This window comes from Mycolicibacterium sp. lyk4-40-TYG-92 (assembly GCF_030209435.1).
Taxonomy (GTDB): Bacteria; Actinomycetota; Actinomycetes; order Mycobacteriales; family Mycobacteriaceae; genus Mycobacterium.
Genome location: NZ_JARVRX010000003.1, coordinates 317,464 through 338,836, shown reverse-complemented (window position 1 = coordinate 338,836; position 21,373 = coordinate 317,464). Strand labels below are relative to the sequence as shown.

Below are 21,373 nucleotides of genomic sequence, written 5' to 3'. Positions count from 1 at the left end.
CGCGTCCCGGTGAGAACACCGTGTGGGAGGAAGCCATGTCCATTCGTCATGCAGTGATGGATCTCGTCCAGCGCCGCACCCTGCTGCCTGAGCGACTCGACGCCGCGCTGGCGGGCCCGGGCCGCGATGTCAGCGATCTGACGATCATCGTGACGGGGGCCTCGGCCGGTATCGGGCGGCAGGCGGTCGTTCAGCTGCGTGCCCGCGGCGCCACCGTCATCGCCGTCGCCCGCCGGGAGGACGAACTGCGGATGCTCGCCGAGGAGACCGGATGTTCTTGGCGGACTTGTGATCTGGCGGACCAGGACGCCACTGCCCGGTTGCTGGCCGACCTCGCCGACGAGCGCGTGGACGTGTTGGTGAACAACGCCGGCCACTCCATCCGCCGCAGCATCGCCGACGCGACCGACCGCCTGCACGACTATCAGCGCACGATGTCCCTCAATTACCTGGCGGCCGTCCAGCTGAGCCTGGGTCTGCTGCCCGGCATGATCGAGCGTGGCCGCGGCCAAGTCGTCAACATCTGTACCTGGGGTCTGCACGCCAACACTTTCCCGCGCTTCTCGGCGTACGCCGCCTCCAAGAGTGCGCTGGCGATCTTCGGCCGCAGCCTCAACGCTGAGCGACCGCACTCCGGAATCTGCGCCACCAATGTCTACTTCCCGCTGGTCCGCACCGAAATGATCGCGCCAACAGCCGAATACGAGGATGCCCCGGCCCTGTCGGCGGAAGAGGCGGGACGCTGGATCGTGCGGGCGGTCACCCATCAGCCGGTTGAGGTCAGCCCCGCGGTCCTGCGAGCGGTCCTGCCGACGATCGACCTCCTGTCCCCCGCCACGGCGGACCGGGCGATCGCGGCGCTCACCTGATGACCATCTCCCGCGCACTGTCGCGTGCCGCCATCGACGGCCTGCTGCCCTTGATCGACAGTCGCCTGCCGGCGTCACGTCGGCCGTTCGACGCACCGGAGATTCTCAAGCCTCACGACCGCTCACGGGCCTGGGGCGTCACGCATTTCGGTGTGTTCGTGCCGGATCTGCCCGAGCCCTACCGCTACCTCAACACCATGACGCTGCTGGGGGCGTCGGGTGCCGAGCTGTTCGATCTCGACCACCTTGCGGCCGCTGACGCGCGGGATACCACCACGGTCTTCTCGTCGACCGCGCATGCGGAGCAGCGCTTCTACCGGGCATACGATATGCGCGCTGACTGTTCGTTCGCCGCTGACGGCGCCAGCCTGAGGTGGGCCGAGGACCTGGCCATCGACGTCGCACTGCCCAGTGTCGTCGTCCGCGGCCGCTACCCCCAGTTCGATGTCAACCTCAAACTGGTTGTCACAGAACAGGTTTCCTACTTCGTCAAGACGCCGATCTACGACCACCTGAGCCTGCTCGCGCCCTACACCGGCACCGTAGACGGGGTGGCGGTCAGTGGGCTCGGCACCTTCGAGTACGCGAGAATCCGCACACACCAGGCACTTACGCGAAGGCCCGTACCAGCCCGGCTCAAACTACCGCTGGACTTCTTCACCTACCAGATCATCAACATCGACGAGCGCACACAGGTATTGCTGACCGACGTCCGCGCGCGGGGCCGGACCGCTTGCAAGCTGGCCCACGTCCGGGTCCTCGGCGGCGAGACCGCGGTGTACACCGACGTCCACTTCGCGGTCACCGAATACGGCGAGCCGCTAATCGACGATCGGAGCAACACGATGCGAAGGCCCCGCAAGTTCAAGTGGGCGGTGCGCGACGGCGACCGGGAAATTCTGGCCCTGATCGGCACTGTCGACGCGCCGTGGCGCCCCGGCCATGGACCGGGATACGTCACGGCGTACTCCTATACCGGTACGTGGGGTACCGGATCGGTCTCGGGCAGCGCGTATCTCGAGTGGATTGACGTTCAGCCGGACTGAATCGCCTGTTCGTCCCGGGCAACGGTCAACTTCGGGGCACAGGCGCGGTCCGGCTGATTAGGCTGTCCCGATGACCTCGCGCTCCGTCACCGGCCGAACCGGCACCAAAGGTGTGCCGCGCGGCGAGCGTGAGCAGCTGATCGTCGAGGCCGCGATCGCCGAATTCAGCCGGGCCACGTACGCGGGCGCATCCCTGGCCGCCATCGCCGCGCAGGCCGACGTCTCCAAGACCCTGATCATCAGTTACTTCGGGTCCAAAGAGGCCGTCTACGCCGCGTGCGTCACCAAAATCGGAACCCAGATCGAGCAGGCCGTCGCCGACGTGCTCAATTCCCCAGATCACCTGGCCGGGGCAGGCGCTGCCGCCGGCGAGCCGGTGCTGGCCGCCATCTTCACGACATTCGAGGGCCACCCGGGCGATTGGCACGTCCTGTTCGACCGGTCGGTCCCCAATGGCCCGGCGCGGGATGCGGCGCGTGAGCAGCGGACGATATTGCGGCAGCAGGCGTTCGCGGGAGTGTCCCGATCTCTCGGCGGTGTCGGCCTGACGGATCCCGTCGACCTGGTGGCCGCCACCGGCGTCTGGGAACACATGGTGTCGGCGCTGATGCTGTTCTGGCGCAATCATCCCGAGGAGTCCGCCGCGGCGATGGTCGCCCGGGCCCACCGGGTCCTCGCGGCCATGGCCGGGCACACGCTCGAGAGCGTGCGGGGCTAGTTCGGGATCCGGCCGGCCACACCGTCCGACAACAACTTGCGGGGCGGCTCGGTTCCATCGAGTAGCCGGGTGATGCGTTTGACTATCTGCCAACCGTGCGCCGCCTCGGCGGCGCGGCGGAGGTGGAAGTGGCTGACGCCGGCCCGGATGGCCTCGTAACTTGTTGCGCGCCTGAGCAATAGTGTCGACTCGCACACCGCGACGGCCTGATTGCCCTGGATGGTAACGACGGCGGGACTCAGGAAGTGGGTGCATCCGGTGGTGATGAAGTCCTGATGACCGGATGAGCGCACCATGGCCGCGACGTCGTCGGGTCCCGTCATGAGCCAGTTCTCGACGTCGTACACCCCGTCCGGCGCCCACATCGCAGCGACGGCGTCGGCCTCGCCGGCGTCGACGAGCGGACCGTAGGAGGCGATCATCCGCTCGATCGCGCGCTCGTCCTCGATGCGGCGCAGCCGCGCTTCGAGTTCCGTGATTCGCTGCTCTGTCATCGGTGCTCCGCCAGGAGGTTCGTCAGATTCGCCAAGGCTCCGAGTTGTTCGCAGCAGTGCGCCGCGGATCGTGAGGCGATCACGCAAGTCGCGGCTGTCGCACCGGCGTCTTCGAGTGCGCCGAGTTCATCGAGTGTCTGTTGTGGCGCGCCCATGGGATCCAGCGGCCCCGTGGCGAGCGCGATGTCGAAGAACTCGGGAAGCTCCACGGCGGCAAGCATTGTCGAGATTTCGGCGGCCGAGAGGCCGAAGGGCATCCAGCCATCGCCGAGCTCGACGGCCCGGCGCAGCGAACGGCGGGTCCGGCCACCCACCCAGATCGGGACGCGCGGTTGCCGCGCACACGGATCCATGACCACCGAGTCATAACTGTAGTAATCACCGTGGTGCACTGGATGATTGGTGGACAACGCGCCGCGCAGCGCGGCCATTGCCTCGTCCGCCCGCGCGCCCCGGTCATCCCAGGCCGCGCCCAACAGGTCGAACTCCTCCCTCAATGACCCGACGCCGACACCCAGGATCAACCGGCCGCCGCTGACCTGGTCGAGAGTGCCGTAGCGCTTGGCGATCTCGAGCGGATGGTGGTAACCCAGCACCAGCACCGAGGTGGCCAACCGGATCCGCGACGTACGCCCGGCGAGGAAAGCCAAGGTGGCCAACGGATCCCAGTACGTCGCTCCTCGGGTTGCGGCAACGTCGGTCGGCACGACGACGTGCTCGGAACACGTGAGGTGGTCGATGCCGAGCAGATCGGCGACGGCGGCGATCTCGCCGATCTCGGCGGCGCCGGCGGTCGCTTCCCACGCCGACGCAGTGGTGGGCACTTGGATGACCACCGGCGTCTGCAGACCTATCCGCATACACGCGCCCTTCCGATCTGGCGCCTGGACCGGTTATCCTCGGACGCAGAAAACTAAAATGAATTTTAGATATGGAGTACCGACTTGTCTAGCGAGAACGCACTGCAGGTACAGCAATACGGACCATGGGCCGTCATAGCGGGTGGCTCGGAAGGTGTCGGAGCCGAATTGGCGGCGCTGCTCGCCCAGGCCGGCGTCAACCTGGTGCTGATCGCGCGCAAGCCGGGGCCACTTCAGGCAACCGCGGCCCGCTGTCGCGAGCTCGGCGTCGAGGTACGTGAACTCGCCGTCGACCTGACGACCGACGAGGGCGTCGGCCAGATCATCAGTGCCACAGCTGATCTGCAGGTCGGACTCTTCATCTACAACGCCGGCGCCAACACCCACAGTGCGGAGTTCCTCGACGGTGACCTGGCCGCGTTCCAGCGCGTCATCGACCTGAACGTCACGACGCCGCTGCGGCTGGTCCACCACTTCGGTGCGCTGATGCGTGAGCGTCGCCGAGGCGGGGTGATGTTGGTCGGCTCGCTCACTGGCTACCTGGGCTCGGCGCGGCACACCGTGTACGGCGGCGTGAAAGCCTTTACCCGGATCTTCGCCGAAGGCCTCTGGCTTGAGCTGCGTGACCACAACGTGCACGTCCTCGAGCTGGTTCTCGGCCTCACCCGGACACCGGCGATGGAGCGGGTCGGCCTCAACTTCGACGTCCCCGGCATGGCCGTCTCGGATCCGGCCGACGTCGCGCGCGAAGGCCTGGCGAACCTCGCGAACGGTCCGGTACACATCGTCTCGGCGCACGCCGAGAATCCGACGGTCCACGCCACCCGGGACCGCGGCGAGGTGCTGCTGGCATCCCACGAGATGATTCAGAAACTGTTGCAGGGCACGCCTTCTGGGCCGCCGGAGTAACCATGCCGCGAGCACCACTCGACCGGGAACCTGCGACCCCGAGGACCGCCGCGCAGATCGACCGCTGCCGACGCATCCTCGCGACCGCCGCGGAGCTCGGGGCGCGGCACGGACTCGAAGAAGTCCGGATGCAGGATGTGGCGGACCAGGCCGCGGTCTCGATCACCACGGTCTACCGCTACTACCCCACCAAGCATCATCTGTTCGCGGCCTTGCTATTTCACCTCACCCAGACCGCAGCACCGCCGGGCCCGACGACGGGGCATCCGGTCGCCGATGTCACCGAGTTCATGGCCGGCATCATCCGGGACATGCTGGCCCGTCCGCTGCTGGCCCGCGCGATGATCGCGTCGGTCAATGCCCGGCGCGCCGAGTCGACGGTTCGCGGCGACTACAACCTGCGGCGGAACATCCTCGACGTCGCGGGTATCACGGTCCCCACCGCCGACCAGATGCAGATCGCGCTCCTGCTCGAGCAGTGCGCGTACGGCATCCTGTCGTGGGCCATCACCGGGGAGACGACGCCCGAGCAGGCCGAGCGCGACATGCGCCGGGCCTGCGACCTGCTGCTGGCGCCTTGGCGTCGACGTACCCGAACCCCCGAAAAGAGATCGAATGACCACTGACATCGCCCACACCGCATTTCTTCGACTTCCTCAAGCGGTAGGGGGCGCGCTCACTTCAGCTGACTGGCGGCGTACTCCTCGGGCCGGTTCTTCTTCATCCACGCACGCAGGGGCCAGAACAGGACCCACAGCACTCCGTATCCGGTGAAATAGATGGCCGCGCACAACGGCGCCGCGATCAGCCAGCCCGGATAGATCAGCAGCAGGCAGAACTGCAGGAACTGTTTGACGCCAACGGGATAGCCGTCGGCCATGGAGAAGAACACTTTCGGGTGCATCGAATTCAGCAGGCCACGCCCGGCGGATGTCTGCTCGTCCGGCGTCTCGTCCGCCGCGGCGGTCGTGTGGTCTGGATGGGTCATCGAACACGCTCCTTGAGCGACGAGGTGGCTGTGGTCAACGGGCCAGGCACGGCTTTGCGCCTTCGTATACGCCCTTGCGGTAGGCATCGATCCGGTCGCTGCCCTGACCTTGGCGTTCGACATCGCCCTCACCCCGGAACAGCAGCAGCGCGGACACCGCCTTGTCCAGGTCACCCGGCGACAGGCTGTACCGGCTGTCGGGGCGTTCGTGCAGCAGCAGACTCGCCGCCCAGGCGCCGGCCAGGCAGTCGGCCTGAAGTGACGTCTGTTTGGTGCTGGTGTCCTGGCCGAGGCGGGTCAGCAGCGCCAGCCCGTACTGCGTCGCGATCAGCGTCGCAACCGCGAAATCCCCCGCTTGATCATAGATTTGGGGCATCGCCTCGACGTTGTCGAAGCCGACGTAGTCCTCCGGAACGCAGTAGAACAGCACGTAGCCCTTGGTCGACTGGTTTCCACAGTCCGGTTGGTTCTGGGGATCGAGCTTCTGCGCGGGTTTCATCGGGGTCCACGGCTTGCCGGTGCCCTGCTGGTAGAGCCTCGCGAAGTAGTCTTCGGCGTCCTCGGGGACACCGTCGACGATCGACTCGTACGGGGCGTTGCCGCCGGTCGCGGCGTCCTGCGCGTTGTTGAACGGCAGCTCGACCACGACCGGATTCCCGCGGCGGTAGTCGGCGCAGGCCTGCGGGCCCTGGTCGTACCCGGTGCGGAAGGAGCTCACCCGGTCGAAACCGCTGCCGTGCGCGCTCAATTCGTGCTGGCCGGTGCCCGGCTCGTCGCGCAGGAACAACACGCCGGCGAGGGCGCGGTCCAGATCGTTGGGACTGGGCTTGAAGGTCTCGGCGCTGTGCTTGGCCCACGCCCCGGCGAAGCAGTCGGCCTGGATCTCCTTGGTGACGGTCTCGCCCTGGAAGTTCGCCCGGGCCTGGATCGCGTGCCCCCATTCGTGGGCCAGTACCACGGGAATGACGAAGTCGCCGAACCGCTTTCGCAAGCTCGGCAGCAGGTCTTCCACGTCCCAGGCGACGTCGTCGGCCTTGGCGCAGTAGAACGCGTTGCCGGCGATGTCGGCGGCCGCCTGGGCGCACGGCGGCAGCGGTCCCTTCTCGGGATCCACCGCGTAGAACCCACCCTTGACCGGTGTGTAGTCCTTCTCGTAAAGCTTGGGAAACTCGGTCTGCCAATAGCTTTCGATGTCGCCGATCGCCTTGATGACGATCTTGTTCACCGGGTCCGAGGCGTCGCCGTGAATTTCGACCGGCGGGCCGGCCGCCGTCGTCGACGACGACGACGACTGCTCCGCCTGTGGTTTCAGATGCTTCTCGCCGCAGCCGGCGACGGCCAGCGTGCAGACCGCCAGCAGCGCAGATGCCCGCCAGAGGGCCCGGTGAATTCCCATCGCTTACGACGTGGGCTTGTCGTCGACCTTGAACCCGTAGTTCACGTCGGAGCCGTCGACCTTGTTGACGGTGACCGTGACGCCGTACGTCTGGCCGCTGTCCTTGAGCTCGCACCGCAACGTGGCACCGGGGGTGCCCTTCAAGTTCTCGGGGCAGGTCAATGATTCGGGCTTGCTGCCGAACTGCTGTCCCAGTTCCTCGCTGATCTGGTTGGCGACCTGTGCCTTGTCGATGGTCTGAACCATGTCGAACTTGACGTTTTCACCCTCGACGCTGGTGACCGTGACGTTGACGGTGCTGGTTTTGTCGCCGACCTTCATGCTGCAGTTGATCTCCGCGCCCTTCTGGCCCGCGAGGTTATCGGGACAGGTCACCGAATCGGCCTTCTTGCCGTCGGCCCCGGTCATCTTTTCGACGATCTGGCTCTCGACGTCCTTCTTGCTCACTGACGGTGTCCCGCTGGAGCAGGCGGCGGCGCCGAACACGGCAACCGTGATCGCAGATGCCAGGACGAGTCTCTGACACATCGTGTTGGTCATGTCGCCAACCCCTTCCGAGTTCGGGCGCCAGTCACTGGCGCCGCGCTGATCGAGCGGACGGCAAAAGTTAGCGCCGCGGTGTTGGAATCCGGTTGGAAGTCCGTACCGGTCCGGTTGGTGACCGCGGCGTTCCAACCGCCCGCGCCGCCGGGTTCAACGGAATTCCAATCGGCCGTCCATATCGTGTCGCCGAGGACGTGACCGGCGTCCGTCGTCTACCCCTGAGGAGTCACGATGCAGATGTCGCATCGACCTGTCATCGCCGTTGCCGCCGCCATCTGCCTGAGCGTCACGCTGGGTGCCTGCGGCGGCGACAAGGGCAAGAGCTCGAGCAGCAGCTCCAGTTCGTCGAGTTCGAGCAGCAGTAGCTCCAGCTCGTCGTCGACGAAGGCAGCTGCGCCCAAGCTGACACCACGAAAGGTGCCCGAAGCCACTGCGGGAGCTGCGAATCCGACCATCGCCGACTACATCGCGCAGCAGAAGATCCAGGAGACGCCCATCCACCGTACGGATGCGGGGGCCCCGAAGGTCGAGATCCAGTTCCCCGACGGCTGGCAGAACGCGGGCGACGACACGCCCGACTACGCCTACGGCGCCATCGTGTTCAGTGGCCCCGGTGCGGACACTCTGTCCTACACGCCGAACATCATCGCCCTGGTGTCACGACTGGACGGCCCGGTGGATCCGGACAAGCTGTTGTCGCTGGCGGGCGGGGAGGCCAAGAACTTGCCGGGATTTACCTCGGCAGGCGAGGAACCGGGTACGTCAGCGGGGTTCCCGGCGTTCCGGATCGCCGGCACGTACGACATGCCGAGCGGCAAGGCCGCCTTCGGGCAGGAGACCGTGGTGTTCAAGGGCAACGACGGGCTCTACGTCCTGCAGATGAACGCAACCAGCGATGAAGCCCAGGGCCACGAGCTGTTCCAGGCCTTGGATGCCATCGACAAATCTCTCGCCATCACCCCCTGAGATGGCGACAGCGCCACCCCGGACCAAGGCTTATCTACTCAAGAGCAGAAGCAACACGTGGTGGGTGAACGTCGAGTTGGAGTTGACGGACACCCGCGTGCGATGCCTTGCGTCCGAATACGCGAAGTGGGTCGACGACCAGTTGGACCTGACCGACTACAAAGCGAAGCTGGCAAGCGGTGAGGAGGTCGCGATTTTCGACTTCCCGCGCGACGGGGTGAATCTCAAGTGGCTCCGGCAGTTCTACCGTGGCGGCTGCGAGGTGAGTCACGGCGATTCCCGCAAATGGCTTGTCTCCCTGGTATATCCGTCGGGGTTCGGCAGTGTGCTCGATCTGATGACGGACCGGGCCATCTGGCGTCAGTGGCGCGAGGAACTGCCCGACCGCACGGCAGGAGGCTGATTCACACCGGTCCGACCGACTGCGCGGCCAGCCGCTGCGCGATGCCCCGGGCGAAGGCCTGCTCGCCCGTGGCATCGGCCAGGCGGCTGGCCCGGTGCACCAGGGCGCGGGCATTGTCGGGACGACCCTGATGCAGCTCGATGTCCGAGAGCAGGCACAGGAACATTGTGTTCATCACCGTGGTGCCGTCGCAGGTGTATTCCTCGAATGCCTTGAACGCCACGGCAGCGTCGCCCTCGCCGGTACCGAGCACTTGGGCCCACACTCGGACGATGCGGGCACACGCGGCCCATTGCGGGCTGCCTGCCGCGCAGAATTCGACGTCGACCTGGTCGGCCAGTTCGACGATGCCGTCGGTGATGCCGAGGACGGCGGCGCATTCGACGTAGGTCAGCCGGGCGGCAAGGATGTTGAACACGTCGCCGCGACTCTGTGCGAGATGCAATGCGCGGCGGTGATATTCGCGCATGGCATCGAGATCGCCGCGGACGGCCTCGGCGATGGCCATCCAGCAGTACACGCGGGGATGGAAGAAGTGCAGCGGGTCGGTGACCGTCTCCGGCGGCGGAAAGCTGTCCATCATGTGCAGGCCCGTGGTGATCAGCAGATCGGCGTTGCCCCGCAGCGTGTAGAGCAGGATGTGCACGAAGTCGTTGACGAGGCCGATCACCGGATCGCCGGATTTTTCGTACTGGTCCTGCAGGCCGACGGCGATTATCTCGACCTCGTCGATCCGGCCATGTGCGCACAGCAGCATGGACTGCAGGGCGATGGCGCCGTAGAAATTGCGGCCCTTGACTTCCTGACCGATCTCGAAAGCGCGCTGGACCGCGGCGGCCGCCGACTCGCTGGCCTGCCCCTCCAGGATGTTCCGTGCCCCGGCCAGATGCAGCCATAGGGTGGCCTGCCGGTCCAGATGCTCGGGTTTGGCCGGCAGCCGGTCACCGATCTGCAGCGCGTGCTCAGCCAGTCCGGCGACGTCGTGATACGCCGACCGGTTCAGGGCTCGCTGAATGGCCGTCTCGACAATGCCAAGGGCAACATCGGGATTCAGCTCCACACCCGCTCGCCAGGCATGGTCGGCCGTCGCGATGACGTGTTCGTATGCCGCCGTTGCGAGCGTCGCCGTACGTGTGGTGGCGATCGCGGCGTGCACGCTGGTGCGGTCGGTGGTGGCGAGCTGGGCGATCAGCGCATCCCGAACCAGCCCGTGGCTGAAGCGGTAGGCACCGGGGCGTTCGGGCAGTTCGTCGAGCAGCCCGGTCTGATACGCCGGCCGCAGCCGGCTCTGCACCGTCGAGACCGAGAGGTCGACGATGTCGGCGAGGTCCGCGACGTTGAATTCGGGCCCGACGACCGCTGCCGCGCAGAGCACCCGCCGGCACGGCCGGTCCAGCACGCCGAGCCGCCGGCCGACGACACCGACCACCGCGTCCGAGAGCGCAGATTGGCCGCGTTGCGGAGCCCCGTCGGTGTCGAGCGCCCGGGCGAGTTCCTTGATGTAGAACGGATTTCCGGCCGCTTGCTCCCAGACCTGTGCCGAGACGGCCTGCGGGATCGTGCCGCCCGCCACCGCGTCGACGAGGTGTGCCGCGGCCGCGCGGTCGATGCCCTCCAGGTGCATCGTGACGGTGTCGTTGGAGCGGACGAGGCGTTCGAAGGACGACCGGTTCATGGGCCGGTCGGCCCCGTAGAACGTCCAGTTGCCGATCACCTGGATGGGGATGCGCGGGAACTCTTCAGCCAACAGGACGAGCGCGTTGATCGACGCGGGGTCGGCCCGCTGCAGGTCGTCGATCACGAGCACCATCGGCGCCATGGCCGCCAGCTCGCGCAGCGCCGACACGATCCGCTCGATCAGGGCGAATCCCGTTGGCGCGAAACGGCTGCCGGCGGTGAGGTCGTCGTCGCCGTGCCATTCGGGGACGAGGGCGGTCACCACGCCGGGTGTCTCGCGCAGCACCGCCTTGCGGCCGGCGGCGCCGAGCTCGCCGCCCAGCTGGCGCAGCAACTGGATCCACGTCCAGAGCAGGGGTAGCTTTACCCCGCTCGGGTGGCCGGCCCAGGCCACGGCGATACCCGCCGCGCGGGCGCGGTCGACGGCCGCCTGCGCCAACGTCGTCTTCCCGATGCCACTGTCGCCGGTGACGAGCGTCAGTCCGCCGGAACCGGCGTCGGCACGCCGCACGGCGGCGGTGACCGCCCCGAGTTCGGCGTCGCGGCCGACGAACGGAGGTGGCGACGCGGGATCGGGGTCGAGCGCATGCGGCGTCGGCGCCACCCGCAACTCGGCGGCCCCGTCGCGGATTTTCTCGAAGAGGGTTTGCAGACCCTCGCCCGGCCGGGTGCCGATCTCGCGGTCGAGGGTCGTACACGCGCGTTCGAAAGCCTGGATTGCGTCGGCGGTGCGATTCGACCGGTGCAGCGCCAGCATCAGATGGCCCCACAACCGTTCCTGCAGAGGATGTTCCGCCAGGGCCGCCTCGATCTCGGGTACCAGTTCGCCGCCGCCGCCGAGTTGCAGCGCGGCGTCGAACCGGGCCTCGATGGCGGTGGTCCGCAGGGCTGCGAAGCGGATGGCCTCGGGGGCGGCGAATTCGTGATAGCCGAACTCTCCGAACGGATCTCCGTGCCAGAGCGCCAGTGCCTCGGTCAGCATCTCGACGGCGGCACCCGCCGAGTGGCGGATCAGCGCCGTCCGGCCCTTCGCGACGAGGGTCTCGAAGCTCACCAGATCGATGGAATCGCCGTCGAGCAGATTCAACTGGTAGCCGTGCGGATGCGATGCCAGGCGTTGCATCCGGCTGTCCGGGACACGGGGGTCCGGCGGCTGATCAGTCGCGGGATCAGCGCCTGGGTCCAGGACGCGGCGAAGGTTGGCTACATACGAGCGCACCGACGCGAGCGCCTTCGGCGGTGCCTCGTCGCCCCAGACGGCATCGATCAGGCGGTCGATGCTGACCACCGTGCCGTGATTGGCCAGCAACACGGCCAGTACGCACCGCTGCTTCGGTCCGCCGAGCGCCGCCGGCGTGCCGTCGACCCGGGCCGTTACTGCACCCGAGAGGAAGTACTGGACCATCTCCCCCGATTCACAGCAAAAGTCGAATTTGGGGAGACGATACATCCGCGCGTGACCTGCGGCAGCGCAGTTGAACCTGGCAATATGCTGGATCGCCCCGCCGATCAGATGATTTCCGGGCCGCGTTTGCGCCCGGCACGGCTGGCGATCCCGAATCCCGCGCCCACCAGCAGGAACGGGGCAGCGATGATGCCGAGCAGGGTGGGCAGGAACCACACCTGCCAATAGGTGTTGATGGTGGCGTCGTGCGGGTCGTCGGGGCGGTACCGGACGTCGACGTGCTCACCGAGCCTGGCCGGTGGCGGATTGCTGCTGATCGAGCTGAGAAAGCGGACGTGGGTGCCTGCGGAAGTCGCGAATTCGACTCGCGCCCGGTAGCGCGGGCTGCTGCCGCTGCCGCTGGGTACGAGCTCGACGACGGTCCCGTCGGCGTGCCGGTCGGACGAATTCGATTGGGCGACAACCGCCGCGCAGACGCCGGCCGCGACGGCCAATGACAGTCCGACGGCAAGGAATGCCTTCGCCAGCACCGGCGCCGCGGATTTCTTGGGTACGTCGGAGGTGCCGAGTTCCGTTGCGAGGGTTGCGGTCGTGTTGGTGGCGGCTTGCCGAGCGCGATGCTTGCGCAGCAGCGCGGCGAGGATGGCGACATCCACCACCACGATGACGGCGATCAACACCACGATGTACTCGACGCGCATGGCCCCTCCGGAAAAGTCGATACGGAGAGGTTAGGACGGGCCGGTTGGAATCTGTTTGGCTTCGGGGCCGATACGCCTGTGAGGGTTGTGTACGCCTATCTCGGGTTCGGCGTGCACAACCCTCACAGGGTTGGGAATCAAGCTTCTGTCTGTCCCAAGGTCACCTGCACGGAATGTTCCGCTCCGGAGGGGTCGGCGTAGGTCACGGTGACGTTGTCACCGGGCGCCTTGGACCGGATCGCCGCGACGAGCGCTTCCGGACTGTCGATCGGCTGGTTGTCGACCTTGGTGATCACCGCGCCCTTGTCCAGGCCGGCCGCGGCGGCGGGACCGTCGGCGACGACGCCGGCCACTGCCGCGCCCTGGGCACTGTTGTTGGCGGCCAGCTTGACGCCCAGCGAGGCGTGCTGCACGGTGCCGGTCGAGATCAGTTGGTCGGCAATGCGTTTGGCCTGGTCAACCGGGATGGCGAAGCCGAGGCCGATCGAACCCGGCTGGGAGCCACCGGAATCCGGGCCACCACCGAGCGAGGCGATCGCCGAGTTCACCCCGATCAGGTTGCCGTTCATGTCGACCAGCGCACCACCGGAGTTGCCGGGGTTGATCGCGGCATCGGTCTGGATGGCGCTCATCACCGACTGCTGGCCGGTCTGCTCGTCACCGGTGCTCACCGGACGATTCAGCGAGCTGATGATGCCGGTGGTCACGGTGCCCTGCAGGCCAAGCGGCGAGCCGACGGCCACCACGTTCTGACCGACGCGCAGGTCCTTGGAGGATCCGATGCTGATCGGGGTCAGGTCGGACACTCCCTGGGCCTTCACCACCGCGATGTCGTCGGCCGGATCGGCCCCCACGACGGTGAAGGGCACGGTGCGGCCGTCGGAGAGGGTGACGGTGGCCTTGAGGCCCTGGCTCACCCGCCCGGACGGGGCGGTAGCCGGACCACCCTGGCTGGGGTCCTGAGCGTCGGGACCATCCAGCGGACCGCCGGGGAGCTGACCGAACGGGGACATGCCGCGCGGGAGCCGGCCGCCGGGAAGGGATTGTGCCGGCACCGAATCCTGACTGCCTGCGGCCTGATTCGCCGCGGCTACCACGTGGTTGTTGGTCAAGATGAGCCCGTCGGCGCTGAGGACGATGCCGGAGCCCTCCTCACTCTGCTGACCGGACTGAATCTGCAGTTTCACGACGCTCGGCAGCACCTTGGCCGAGACCGCCTCGACAGAGCCGGCCGGTGCTGCCGGTGCGGGGGCGGAAGCCGTTGGCAGCGAGCGGTTCTCGATGCCGGTGGCGAGCGGAGCGTGTGCCGTCGGCGCCACGTTGCCGTAGTGGTCGACCGCGGCCATGGTGCCGGCCGCGCCGGCTGCGATGGCTACCGCGGCGACACCGAAGGCCAGCAGCCCGGAGCGCGAGCGCTTAGCTGGCGCCGGCGGAACGGGCGGGGCGGGATACTGATGTGGCGCCCCGTAAGGCGTCCGCAGCGGCTGGGTGTACTCGTCCGAAACGTGGGGGCGCTGGTAACGGTCATTGCTCCACTGGACCAGTTTCTCCTGCTCAGCGGCGTACTGCCGCGACCAGAGGTGCTGGTTGTCCGGGGTCGGCTGTTCTGACGGGTGTCTCATTGGCGTTGACTACTTTCTCGAAACGTCGGTAAGACAGGCGTGCTCGCGCTTGATGTCTCCACCGTGCCGTCGCCAACTGAGGCGTTGCTGAGAAAGAGTTCGGGACAGCCCAAGACTTTTCAGATCACAAAAAGTGTCATCTCGCGTCGGCTGCGCGGATCCAGGTGAGGTGCTCCCCCGCCCCACGTAGCTCAACTTCAGCTGCGCGTGGCCCGACGGGCGTCGCGGCGTCGTTGGTCGCGGTTGCGTGAATCCCGGCTGAACTTCGGCCCTGATTCTGGTGTCGGACTCGCGGGACGGCCCGTGCTGGGCCACGATCGACTGGTGCGTCCGACCCGACTGACCGCCGCCGGTGAAATCCCGGACACGGGCATCCCCGACGACCTTTCGATGACCATGTCCATCGCCGAGCAGTTCGACTGGCACCAGCAGTACCTGCGCCGGCACCGCGTTTCGCGGCGGAATTTTCTGCGTGGATCGGCGGCTGCCGCGGCGGTGGCGGCACTGGGCCTGGCGCCGTTCGGGCGCCGCGCCTACGCGCAGGACGCCCCGTTGAGCGTGGCCAATCGGCGGGTCGGCTTCGGCGGCGATGCGGACAGCCAGCTCCGGCTGGCCGCGCAGCTGTCGCGAAATCCCGGCAGCACCAGGGTGTTCGTCGACCACGGACCCACCGATCAACTGGGCGCGACCGTCGAAGCCGAGGTACGCAACCTCGTCACCCAGATCCCCACCAGCGACCGCGGAGTGCTGGCCGCCGAGCAGTTCTACGCCCATGTTCCGGTCGACGGGCTGCCCGGTGGCAGCGCGCATTTCTACCGGTGGCGCACCGAGGACGGTTTCGTCAGCGACGTGCGGTCGGCCAGGACGGCGATGCCCAGCGTGCGGAAGGTGTTGGCGCCGTTCCGGTTCACCATGATGGGCGACCAGGGCACCGATGAGGTCCCGAGCCGTCCGGCGGGGCTCAAGCGCGGCGACTACGACGACAGCTACTACAAGCCGGACAACGAGCCAGACGTCCCGCACACCGCCAATGTGCTCAACCAGATCGTCGCGTCGAACCCCGAATTCCACTTGCTGGCCGGGGATATTGCCTACGCCGACCCGTCCGGCGGCGGCAGGCCGCTCTCGTTCGTGCCGTCCGGAGGCAAGGTCGCCAACGGCTTCGACAAGTACAACCCGTTCGTGTGGGACGTGTATCTGGGCTCCATCGAGGCCAGCGCGGCGAGCACACCGTGGATGTTCGCGACCGGTAACCACGACATGGAGGCCTCGTACCCGAGTCACGGTTACGGCGGTCACCTCGCGCGCATGGACTTTCCGGACAACGGACCGGCAGCCTGCCCGTCGGTCTATTCGTTCACGTACGGCAACGTCGCGGTGCTCTCGCTCGACGCCAATGACGTAAGCTTCGAAATCCGTTCCAACACCGGCTATTCCGACGGCTCCCAGAACTCCTGGGTAGAGCGCACCCTGGCCGCCTACCGCAGCGACCCCAACATCGATTTCATCGTCTGCTTCTTCCACCACTGCGCGTACTCGACCACCGACTCGCACGCCAGCGACGGCGGTGTGCGGGCGGCCTGGTGCGCGTTGTTCGACCGCTACCAGGTCGATCTCGTGTTGCAGGGACACAACCATGTCTACGAGCGCACCGACCCGATCCGCGGTGACCGACCCACCAAGGTCGCCGGGGACAATTCGACCGTCGACGCCGAAACGGACGGCACCGTGTACTACACCGTGGGCTGCGCCGGCCGGCCCCGATACGGTTTCCAGCCGGGTGAGCCCGAGAGCTACCGAGGCCACGAAGCTCCCGACACCTTCGTCCCGAACAGCTATGTCTGGACTGCTGATGGGAAGAAGAAAGCGGAGGCGGTCGGCTGGTCGCGCGTGCGTTTCCGCAACTACGCCTTCATCCGCGTCGACGTCAGACCCGGGCAGCTGCTGAGCGAGATGGACGTGACCGCCGTCGACGAGCATGGTCGTGAGTTCGACAAAGTCACCTATCGCCGCAGGGTGCGCGCGTAACCAATCGCTGGCAGGGGACGCCGCTGCCTCTTATGGTTAGCCGGTGGAAGGGACACCGTTCGGCCGGTACCGGCTGATTGAGCTGCTCGGTCGTGGCGGCATGGGTGAGGTCTGGAAGGCCTACGACACCACGATGAAGCGCGTCGTCGCGATGAAGGTGCTGCCCCCGACCTTCGCCGACGACGAGCAGTACCAGGTGCGTTTCCGCAGGGAGGCCCACGCGGCCGCCGGGCTCGACGAGCCGCACATCGTGCCGATCCACGATTTCGGTGAGATCGACGACCGGCTCTTCGTGACCATGCGGCTGATCGACGGCAAGACCGTCCAGCAGTTGTTGGCCGACGGTCCGCTGGCACCCGACCGCGCCGTCTCGATCATCGAGCAGATCGCCGCCGCGCTCGGCGCCGCGCACGGCGTCGGGCTGGTGCACCGCGACGTCAAGCCCGCCAACATCCTGGTCACCCCAGACGATTTCGCGTATCTCATCGACTTCGGCATCGCCCGCGCCGCCGGCGAGACCAAGCTGACCCATACCGGCGCCACCATCGGCACCGTCGCCTACATGGCCCCCGAGCGCTTCACCAGCGACCGGTGCGACGCGCGATCCGACATCTACGCGCTGACGTGCGTGCTGCACGAGTGCCTGACCGGGGCCCCGCCGTTTCCGGGCGACAGCATGGAGCGGCAGATCACCAGCCATCTCTATTCGGACCCGCCACGGCCCTCGACCATGCGGCCGGGGATTTCGCCGCAGATGGATCAGGTCATCGCGACCGGGATGGCCAAAGATCCCGAACAGCGTTACGCCACAACGAAAGACCTCGCCGTCGCCGCCCGCGCCGCGCTGAGTGCACCCATGCAGCCCAGCCGGTCGGTCGCGCCGCCGGCCTGGGGCGTGCAGGCGGTGCCCTATCCGCAGACCGGCCCCGAGTCCTACCCCGCGCACGCGCACACGCAGTACGCGACCCCAGCCCAGGGTCTGAGTGCCGGATCCGCGCAGTGGTCGCCGCCCCAGCTGACGAATGCCCAGCCGGCACAATCATGGTGGCGCAACTCGGCGGTGGCGATCGTCGCGGCATTGGTCACGGTCGTCGTCCTCGGGGGCGCCGGCATTGCCTACGTGATGTGGTCCGGCAGCGGTTCGGGTGGTCAGCCCCAAGCGACCAACGAGCCCAGCGCGCAACTGTTTCCGTCGCGGCCCACCGGCACCGGCCCGACGGGCGCATACCCGACCGGTGGCATGCCCACTCCCGCCTCGACCGCCGCGTCGACGCCGGCGGGACCGAGCCAGCTGCAGACCGCCGACGGACTGGCCGGCCTGATCGGGACCATCAAGGCGAAGTTCGGCGACACCATGGGATTCAAGCTCGTGGTCTATCCCGACTACGCGATCATGGATCGCGTCTCCCCCACGAACAAGCACGTCGACCAGAGCTTCATGTACCGCGGCGGCAGCTGGAACAAGTGGGGCTCGGACACCTCCACCAGTTCGTTCGACGTGCTGGCGGACCTCGGTGCGATCAATACGCAGGCCGTGGCCGCCACCATGGCCGGCGCACCGCAACAAATGGGCGCGGAGCCCGGGTCGCCGCTGTATCTCATCATCGAAGGCGAAGAGGGCGGCGGCCTGGGTCTGGCCATTCACTCGACGGCGCCGGGGACCGGGTACATCCAGGCCAACGCGGACGGGACCATCAAGCAGATCTATCCGCCGTAACTGATTGTGGCGCAGACGACACGATAACAGAGCATTTGCTCTGTTATCGTGGTGGAATGCCTCGCCCTCGCGTGTACGACCTGGACTCGGTGCTCGACGCCGCCGAGGCGCTGGCCGTCGAGGGCAGTGCCAGTGGTGTGACGACGCGCGCGGTGGCCACTGCCGCCGGCGTATCCAACGGCGCGATCTATCACAACTTCGGCTCGCGATCCGAACTCGTCGCCCGCACCTGGCTGCGCGCCGCCCGCCGATTCCTCGATGTCCAAACAGAATTGGTCGACGCGGCGCTGGCGAGCGAGGCTGCGGACCCGGTGGACGCCGTCGTCGCGGCTGCGCAGGCCCCCGCAGTGTTCTATGAGCGGCAACGCCAGTCGGCCCTGCTGCTCTGGCGAGTGCAGCGAGATCAGTTGCGCGGCGACGATCTGCCCGACGCGGTGGTCGCCGATCTGGAAGACCTTCAACGCCGGCTGATCGACCTCATGATCCGGCTGTCGACTCATCTATGGGACCGGCGCGACGGCGCGGCGGTTGACGCCATCACCGTGTGCATCGTCGACCTGCCGACCGCAATCGTTTTGTCCCGCAACAGAATCAGCAACCGCTGGGCGCGTGATCGGCTGACCGCAGCCGTGCGCGCCGTCCTCGCCGCAGAACCCACCCCAACCAGGAGGAAACAACCATGACCATCACCGTCACCTACCAGGACAAGATCGCCATCCTGAATCTCGGCGACGACGAGAACCGCTTCTCGCTGGGCTTCCTCGACGACATCAACAGTGCCATCGACGATCTCGTCGCGGGTGGCGCTCAGGGTCTGGTCACGACCGGTGCCGGGAAGTTCTACTCGAACGGCCTGGATCTCGACTGGCTGATGGCGCACGGTGACCAGATGCAGGCGTACGTCGGGCGGGTCCACGCGCTGTTCGCCCGAGTGCTGACCCTGCCGATCCCGACGGCCGCCGCCGTCAACGGGCACGCCTTCGGCGCCGGCGCCATGCTCGCGATGGCCCACGACTACCGGACCATGCGTTCGGACCGCGGGTTCTTCTGTTTCCCCGAGGTCGACATCCGGATTCCCTTCACCCCGGGCATGGCCGCGCTGATCCAGGCCAAGCTGACGCCGCAGGCGGCCATCGCGTCGATGACCACCGGACGTCGTTTCGGCGGCGACGACGCCGCCAAGTACGGCCTCGTGGAGCTTGCCGCGGCCGAGGACGCCGTGGTCTCCTCCGCGGTGGAGCTCGTGATTCCGGTGGCGGGCAAGGACTCGGCGACCATGGCCGCCATCAAGGCGACGATGTTCGGCCCGGCGGTCGCGGCGCTGCAAGCCGGGTAACGGCTCGCTGCCGGGTCCGATGGGCAGCCCGCTGCCGGGTCCGATGGGCAGCCCGCTGCCGTGGCCTGATAGGCATAAGAGCGTGGGACAGAACGAGCGCAAGAAGATCGTGATGACCGACGACGAGATCGTCGAGTTCATCGATCGCAGCCGGACCGCGACCATGGCCACCGTCCTGGCCGACGGCCGGCCGCACCTGGTGGCCATGTGGTACGCCGTGCTCGACGGCGAAATCTGGTTCGAGACCAAGGCCAAGTCGCAGAAGGCGGTCAACCTGCGCCGGGACCCGACCATCACCGTGATGATCGAGGACGGGGACACCTACGGCACGCTGCGCGGTGTGTCGATCGACGGCACCGCCGAGATCGTCGACGACCCCGACACCTGCCTGCGCGTCGGCATCAGTGTGTGGGAGCGCTACACCGGTCCGTACAGCGACGAGATGCGCCCCTTCGTCGACCAGATGATGAACAACCGCGTCGCGGTCCGCGTGGTGCCGGGTCGCACGCGCAGCTGGGATCATCGCAAGCTGGGCATGCCGGACATGCCGATCAGCGGCTCGACCGCGCAATACCTCGGCCGGGAGTGATCTCGGCGCGCTCCGTATCACTCTCCGATACGGAGCGCGCCCAAACCACTCAGGCCGGGTCGACCAGCGGCGCGTACTCGGGATGCTTCGCGATGTAACCGCTGACCATCGAGCACTGCGGGACGATGCGCAGCCCGGCGGCGCGGGTCGCTTCCAGTGCTTCGGCGACGAGGATCGTCGCCAGCCCACGGCCGCCGTACTCGGGCTGAACTTCGGTGTGCGGGAAGATGCGTCGGCCGCCCCGGTCGATGTAGTCGATCAATCCGACCGTCTTGCCGTCGACCGCGATGGTGAATCGTCCGGCTTCGGCGCTGACGGTGGCGGGTGCTCCGGTCTTGTCGGTGGTGCTCACAGTGGCCATAGGAGCCACGGTAACCCTCGTGAGTAAAACCGCTGCCCGCGCTGCCGCCCCCTCAAACGGCAGCGTGGGCAGCGGGTACTACGCGACTTCGAGGAAGATGCGGCGCTGGCGGCGGACCGGGTAGCCGTTGGTTTCGGCCAGGGACCGCAGCTGCTTCAGCGCGAACGTCCGGCCGCGACCCTCTTCGGCCGGGATCACGATGCCGGCCCAGAGGCCTTCGGCGCGCGGCAGTTCGACGGCGTCACGTGCGCAGGCCCAGCGGCGCGGGCACTGACGGCAGAGGCTCTTGGCCTCTTCGCTGGCGATCGTCGTCCACTGCTCCGGGCTCCGGGTGCACTCACCGAGCGGCAGGCCGTCCATGGCAATTGCGGTCATCGGAGTACTCCTTTGTTGTTGCGCTGCGACTGTTCCGTCGCGGTTGGCAAGAATCTATAGCACCAGACTGCAGTAATGCAACAGTTAAACCGTAGCGTTACGCATATCTGCTGGTCAGGGCATTGCAGAGGCGCAGAAATCATCCGAAAGGTCCGGAATAACATTGGTGAAAGTCGTGGTTTGGGGACGGTGTACGGTCTAACTGAAGCGCTTGTCGCCGCACCGATACGGTTCAGTGACGGTCAACGCGATAGTTATGCGGGACTCAACGGGTTAAGCTGTATCGGACTGCCGAGGGTGCTCCGGATTACGTGTTGAGCGCGGGCCGCAAATGATGGGAGGTGACATCGGGTGCCGAACATCGATCCCG

The 21,373-nt window shown here is 67.1% G+C and carries 22 protein-coding genes; 12 read left to right on the top strand and 10 right to left on the bottom strand.

The genetic code is table 11. The features are described 5' to 3' along the window. Positions 1-35 precede the first annotated feature (35 nt). The 3 genes from QRN63_RS07760 (at position 36) to QRN63_RS07750 (ending at position 2,633) form a co-directional block, all read left to right on the top strand. Positions 36-869, top strand: coding sequence for an SDR family NAD(P)-dependent oxidoreductase (locus QRN63_RS07760; RefSeq protein WP_285030267.1), 834 nt, complete (start codon positions 36-38; stop codon positions 867-869). Further along, on the top strand, positions 869-1,915 hold the full coding sequence (locus QRN63_RS07755) for a DUF6670 family protein (RefSeq protein WP_285030265.1): 1,047 nt from the start codon (positions 869-871) through the stop codon (positions 1,913-1,915). Before QRN63_RS07760 ends, QRN63_RS07755 begins: the two co-directional genes overlap by 1 nt. Before the next feature lie 70 nt (positions 1,916-1,985). Beyond that, positions 1,986-2,633, top strand: a complete 648-nt coding sequence (locus QRN63_RS07750; protein ID WP_410506157.1) for a TetR/AcrR family transcriptional regulator — start codon at positions 1,986-1,988, stop codon at positions 2,631-2,633. Here QRN63_RS07750 and QRN63_RS07745 read toward each other — a convergent pair. Next, complete coding sequence (locus QRN63_RS07745) at positions 2,630-3,127, bottom strand: nuclear transport factor 2 family protein (protein ID WP_285030263.1); 498 nt, start codon at positions 3,125-3,127, stop codon at positions 2,630-2,632. The two genes, QRN63_RS07750 and QRN63_RS07745, sit on opposite strands and share 4 nt — an antisense overlap. Beyond that, positions 3,124-3,987: an LLM class F420-dependent oxidoreductase gene (locus QRN63_RS07740; RefSeq protein ID WP_285030261.1), complete on the bottom strand. Its 864-nt coding sequence runs from the start codon at positions 3,985-3,987 to the stop codon at positions 3,124-3,126. Before QRN63_RS07740 ends, QRN63_RS07745 begins: the two co-directional genes overlap by 4 nt. An 84-nt stretch (positions 3,988-4,071) precedes the next feature. Here QRN63_RS07740 and QRN63_RS07735 point away from each other — a divergent pair, with 84 nt between their 5' ends. Both QRN63_RS07735 and QRN63_RS07730 read left to right on the top strand, forming a co-directional pair. Continuing rightward, a complete protein-coding gene (locus QRN63_RS07735; protein WP_285030260.1) occupies positions 4,072-4,896 on the top strand; it encodes an SDR family NAD(P)-dependent oxidoreductase in 825 nt (274 codons plus the stop codon). Positions 4,897-4,898: 2 nt separating this feature from the next. Beyond that, positions 4,899-5,522, top strand: a complete 624-nt coding sequence (locus QRN63_RS07730; RefSeq protein ID WP_285030258.1) for a TetR/AcrR family transcriptional regulator — start codon at positions 4,899-4,901, stop codon at positions 5,520-5,522. A 50-nt stretch (positions 5,523-5,572) separates the two neighbouring features. On the opposite strand, the gene QRN63_RS07725 is transcribed toward QRN63_RS07730, so the two are convergent. The 3 genes from QRN63_RS07725 to QRN63_RS07715 are packed head-to-tail and all read right to left on the bottom strand — an operon-like array spanning position 5,573 to position 7,820. After that, positions 5,573-5,884: a hypothetical protein gene (locus QRN63_RS07725; protein WP_267319978.1), complete on the bottom strand. Its 312-nt coding sequence runs from the start codon at positions 5,882-5,884 to the stop codon at positions 5,573-5,575. Positions 5,885-5,918: 34 nt separating this feature from the next. Next, positions 5,919-7,280 carry a neutral zinc metallopeptidase gene (locus tag QRN63_RS07720; RefSeq protein ID WP_285030256.1) on the bottom strand — a complete coding sequence of 454 codons (1,362 nt, stop codon included), beginning with the start codon at positions 7,278-7,280 and terminating at the stop codon, positions 5,919-5,921. Positions 7,281-7,283: 3 nt separating this feature from the next. Beyond that, positions 7,284-7,820, bottom strand: a complete 537-nt coding sequence (locus QRN63_RS07715; protein ID WP_285030254.1) for an anti-apoptotic protein — start codon at positions 7,818-7,820, stop codon at positions 7,284-7,286. A gap of 234 nt (positions 7,821-8,054) precedes the next feature. Between QRN63_RS07715 and QRN63_RS07710 the strand changes: the two genes are divergently transcribed. Together QRN63_RS07710 and QRN63_RS07705 are read left to right on the top strand one after the other, a co-directional pair. After that, positions 8,055-8,789, top strand: a complete 735-nt coding sequence (locus tag QRN63_RS07710) for an LpqN/LpqT family lipoprotein (RefSeq protein ID WP_267319981.1) — start codon at positions 8,055-8,057, stop codon at positions 8,787-8,789. Between the two features lie 64 nt (positions 8,790-8,853). Beyond that, entirely contained in the window at positions 8,854-9,192 is a 339-nt protein-coding gene (locus QRN63_RS07705) for a hypothetical protein (RefSeq protein WP_285030253.1), read from the top strand. A 1-nt stretch (position 9,193) separates the two neighbouring features. Here the strand turns inward: QRN63_RS07705 and QRN63_RS07700 are convergent, their stop codons facing one another. The 3 genes from QRN63_RS07700 to QRN63_RS07690 form a co-directional block, all read right to left on the bottom strand. After that, positions 9,194-12,274, bottom strand: a complete 3,081-nt coding sequence (locus QRN63_RS07700) for an ATP-binding protein (RefSeq protein ID WP_285030252.1) — start codon at positions 12,272-12,274, stop codon at positions 9,194-9,196. A 104-nt stretch (positions 12,275-12,378) separates the two neighbouring features. Next, the gene (locus QRN63_RS07695) at positions 12,379-12,975 is read right to left on the bottom strand and encodes a DUF3592 domain-containing protein (protein WP_285030251.1); all 597 of its coding nucleotides are present in this window, start codon (positions 12,973-12,975) and stop codon (positions 12,379-12,381) included. Positions 12,976-13,112: 137 nt separating this feature from the next. Continuing rightward, positions 13,113-14,372: a S1C family serine protease gene (locus QRN63_RS07690; RefSeq protein ID WP_350224439.1), complete on the bottom strand. Its 1,260-nt coding sequence runs from the start codon at positions 14,370-14,372 to the stop codon at positions 13,113-13,115. 615 nt (positions 14,373-14,987) lie between these two features. Between QRN63_RS07690 and QRN63_RS07685 the strand changes: the two genes are divergently transcribed. From QRN63_RS07685 to QRN63_RS07665, 5 genes are all read left to right on the top strand, one after another. Further along, complete coding sequence (locus QRN63_RS07685; RefSeq protein ID WP_285030557.1) at positions 14,988-16,625, top strand: metallophosphoesterase; 1,638 nt, start codon at positions 14,988-14,990, stop codon at positions 16,623-16,625. A 43-nt stretch (positions 16,626-16,668) separates the two neighbouring features. Continuing rightward, a complete protein-coding gene (locus QRN63_RS07680; RefSeq protein WP_285030247.1) occupies positions 16,669-18,342 on the top strand; it encodes a serine/threonine-protein kinase in 1,674 nt (557 codons plus the stop codon). A gap of 56 nt (positions 18,343-18,398) precedes the next feature. Beyond that, positions 18,399-19,025 (top strand): TetR/AcrR family transcriptional regulator, encoded by a 627-nt coding sequence (locus tag QRN63_RS07675; RefSeq protein ID WP_285030246.1) that lies wholly within the window; start codon positions 18,399-18,401, stop codon positions 19,023-19,025. Then, positions 19,022-19,678, top strand: a complete 657-nt coding sequence (locus QRN63_RS07670; protein WP_267319987.1) for an enoyl-CoA hydratase-related protein — start codon at positions 19,022-19,024, stop codon at positions 19,676-19,678. Before QRN63_RS07675 ends, QRN63_RS07670 begins: the two co-directional genes overlap by 4 nt. 82 nt (positions 19,679-19,760) lie before the next feature. Beyond that, positions 19,761-20,267 (top strand): pyridoxamine 5'-phosphate oxidase family protein, encoded by a 507-nt coding sequence (locus QRN63_RS07665; RefSeq protein WP_267319988.1) that lies wholly within the window; start codon positions 19,761-19,763, stop codon positions 20,265-20,267. A 49-nt stretch (positions 20,268-20,316) separates the two neighbouring features. Here QRN63_RS07665 and QRN63_RS07660 read toward each other — a convergent pair whose 3' ends face one another. Both QRN63_RS07660 and QRN63_RS07655 read right to left on the bottom strand, forming a co-directional pair. Then, the gene (locus tag QRN63_RS07660) at positions 20,317-20,628 is read right to left on the bottom strand and encodes a GNAT family N-acetyltransferase (RefSeq protein ID WP_267319989.1); all 312 of its coding nucleotides are present in this window, start codon (positions 20,626-20,628) and stop codon (positions 20,317-20,319) included. 78 nt (positions 20,629-20,706) lie between these two features. After that, positions 20,707-21,003, bottom strand: coding sequence for a WhiB family transcriptional regulator (locus tag QRN63_RS07655; RefSeq protein WP_267319990.1), 297 nt, complete (start codon positions 21,001-21,003; stop codon positions 20,707-20,709). Positions 21,004-21,373 lie beyond the last annotated feature (370 nt).

Coding starts and splice junctions, on each gene's coding strand:
- QRN63_RS07760 (WP_285030267.1), top strand. CDS start 36: ATGTCCATTCGTCATGCAGTGATGGATCTCGTCCAGCGCCGCACCCTG.
- QRN63_RS07755 (WP_285030265.1), top strand. CDS start 869: ATGACCATCTCCCGCGCACTGTCGCGTGCCGCCATCGACGGCCTGCTG.
- QRN63_RS07750 (WP_410506157.1), top strand. CDS start 1,986: ATGACCTCGCGCTCCGTCACCGGCCGAACCGGCACCAAAGGTGTGCCG.
- QRN63_RS07745 (WP_285030263.1), bottom strand. CDS start 3,127: ATGACAGAGCAGCGAATCACGGAACTCGAAGCGCGGCTGCGCCGCATC.
- QRN63_RS07740 (WP_285030261.1), bottom strand. CDS start 3,987: ATGCGGATAGGTCTGCAGACGCCGGTGGTCATCCAAGTGCCCACCACT.
- QRN63_RS07730 (WP_285030258.1), top strand. CDS start 4,899: ATGCCGCGAGCACCACTCGACCGGGAACCTGCGACCCCGAGGACCGCC.
- QRN63_RS07725 (WP_267319978.1), bottom strand. CDS start 5,884: ATGACCCATCCAGACCACACGACCGCCGCGGCGGACGAGACGCCGGAC.
- QRN63_RS07720 (WP_285030256.1), bottom strand. CDS start 7,280: ATGGGAATTCACCGGGCCCTCTGGCGGGCATCTGCGCTGCTGGCGGTC.
- QRN63_RS07715 (WP_285030254.1), bottom strand. CDS start 7,820: ATGACCAACACGATGTGTCAGAGACTCGTCCTGGCATCTGCGATCACG.
- QRN63_RS07710 (WP_267319981.1), top strand. CDS start 8,055: ATGCAGATGTCGCATCGACCTGTCATCGCCGTTGCCGCCGCCATCTGC.
- QRN63_RS07700 (WP_285030252.1), bottom strand. CDS start 12,274: ATGGTCCAGTACTTCCTCTCGGGTGCAGTAACGGCCCGGGTCGACGGC.
- QRN63_RS07695 (WP_285030251.1), bottom strand. CDS start 12,975: ATGCGCGTCGAGTACATCGTGGTGTTGATCGCCGTCATCGTGGTGGTG.
- QRN63_RS07685 (WP_285030557.1), top strand. CDS start 14,988: ATGACCATGTCCATCGCCGAGCAGTTCGACTGGCACCAGCAGTACCTG.
- QRN63_RS07675 (WP_285030246.1), top strand. CDS start 18,399: ATGCCTCGCCCTCGCGTGTACGACCTGGACTCGGTGCTCGACGCCGCC.
- QRN63_RS07670 (WP_267319987.1), top strand. CDS start 19,022: ATGACCATCACCGTCACCTACCAGGACAAGATCGCCATCCTGAATCTC.
- QRN63_RS07660 (WP_267319989.1), bottom strand. CDS start 20,628: ATGGCCACTGTGAGCACCACCGACAAGACCGGAGCACCCGCCACCGTC.
- QRN63_RS07655 (WP_267319990.1), bottom strand. CDS start 21,003: ATGACCGCAATTGCCATGGACGGCCTGCCGCTCGGTGAGTGCACCCGG.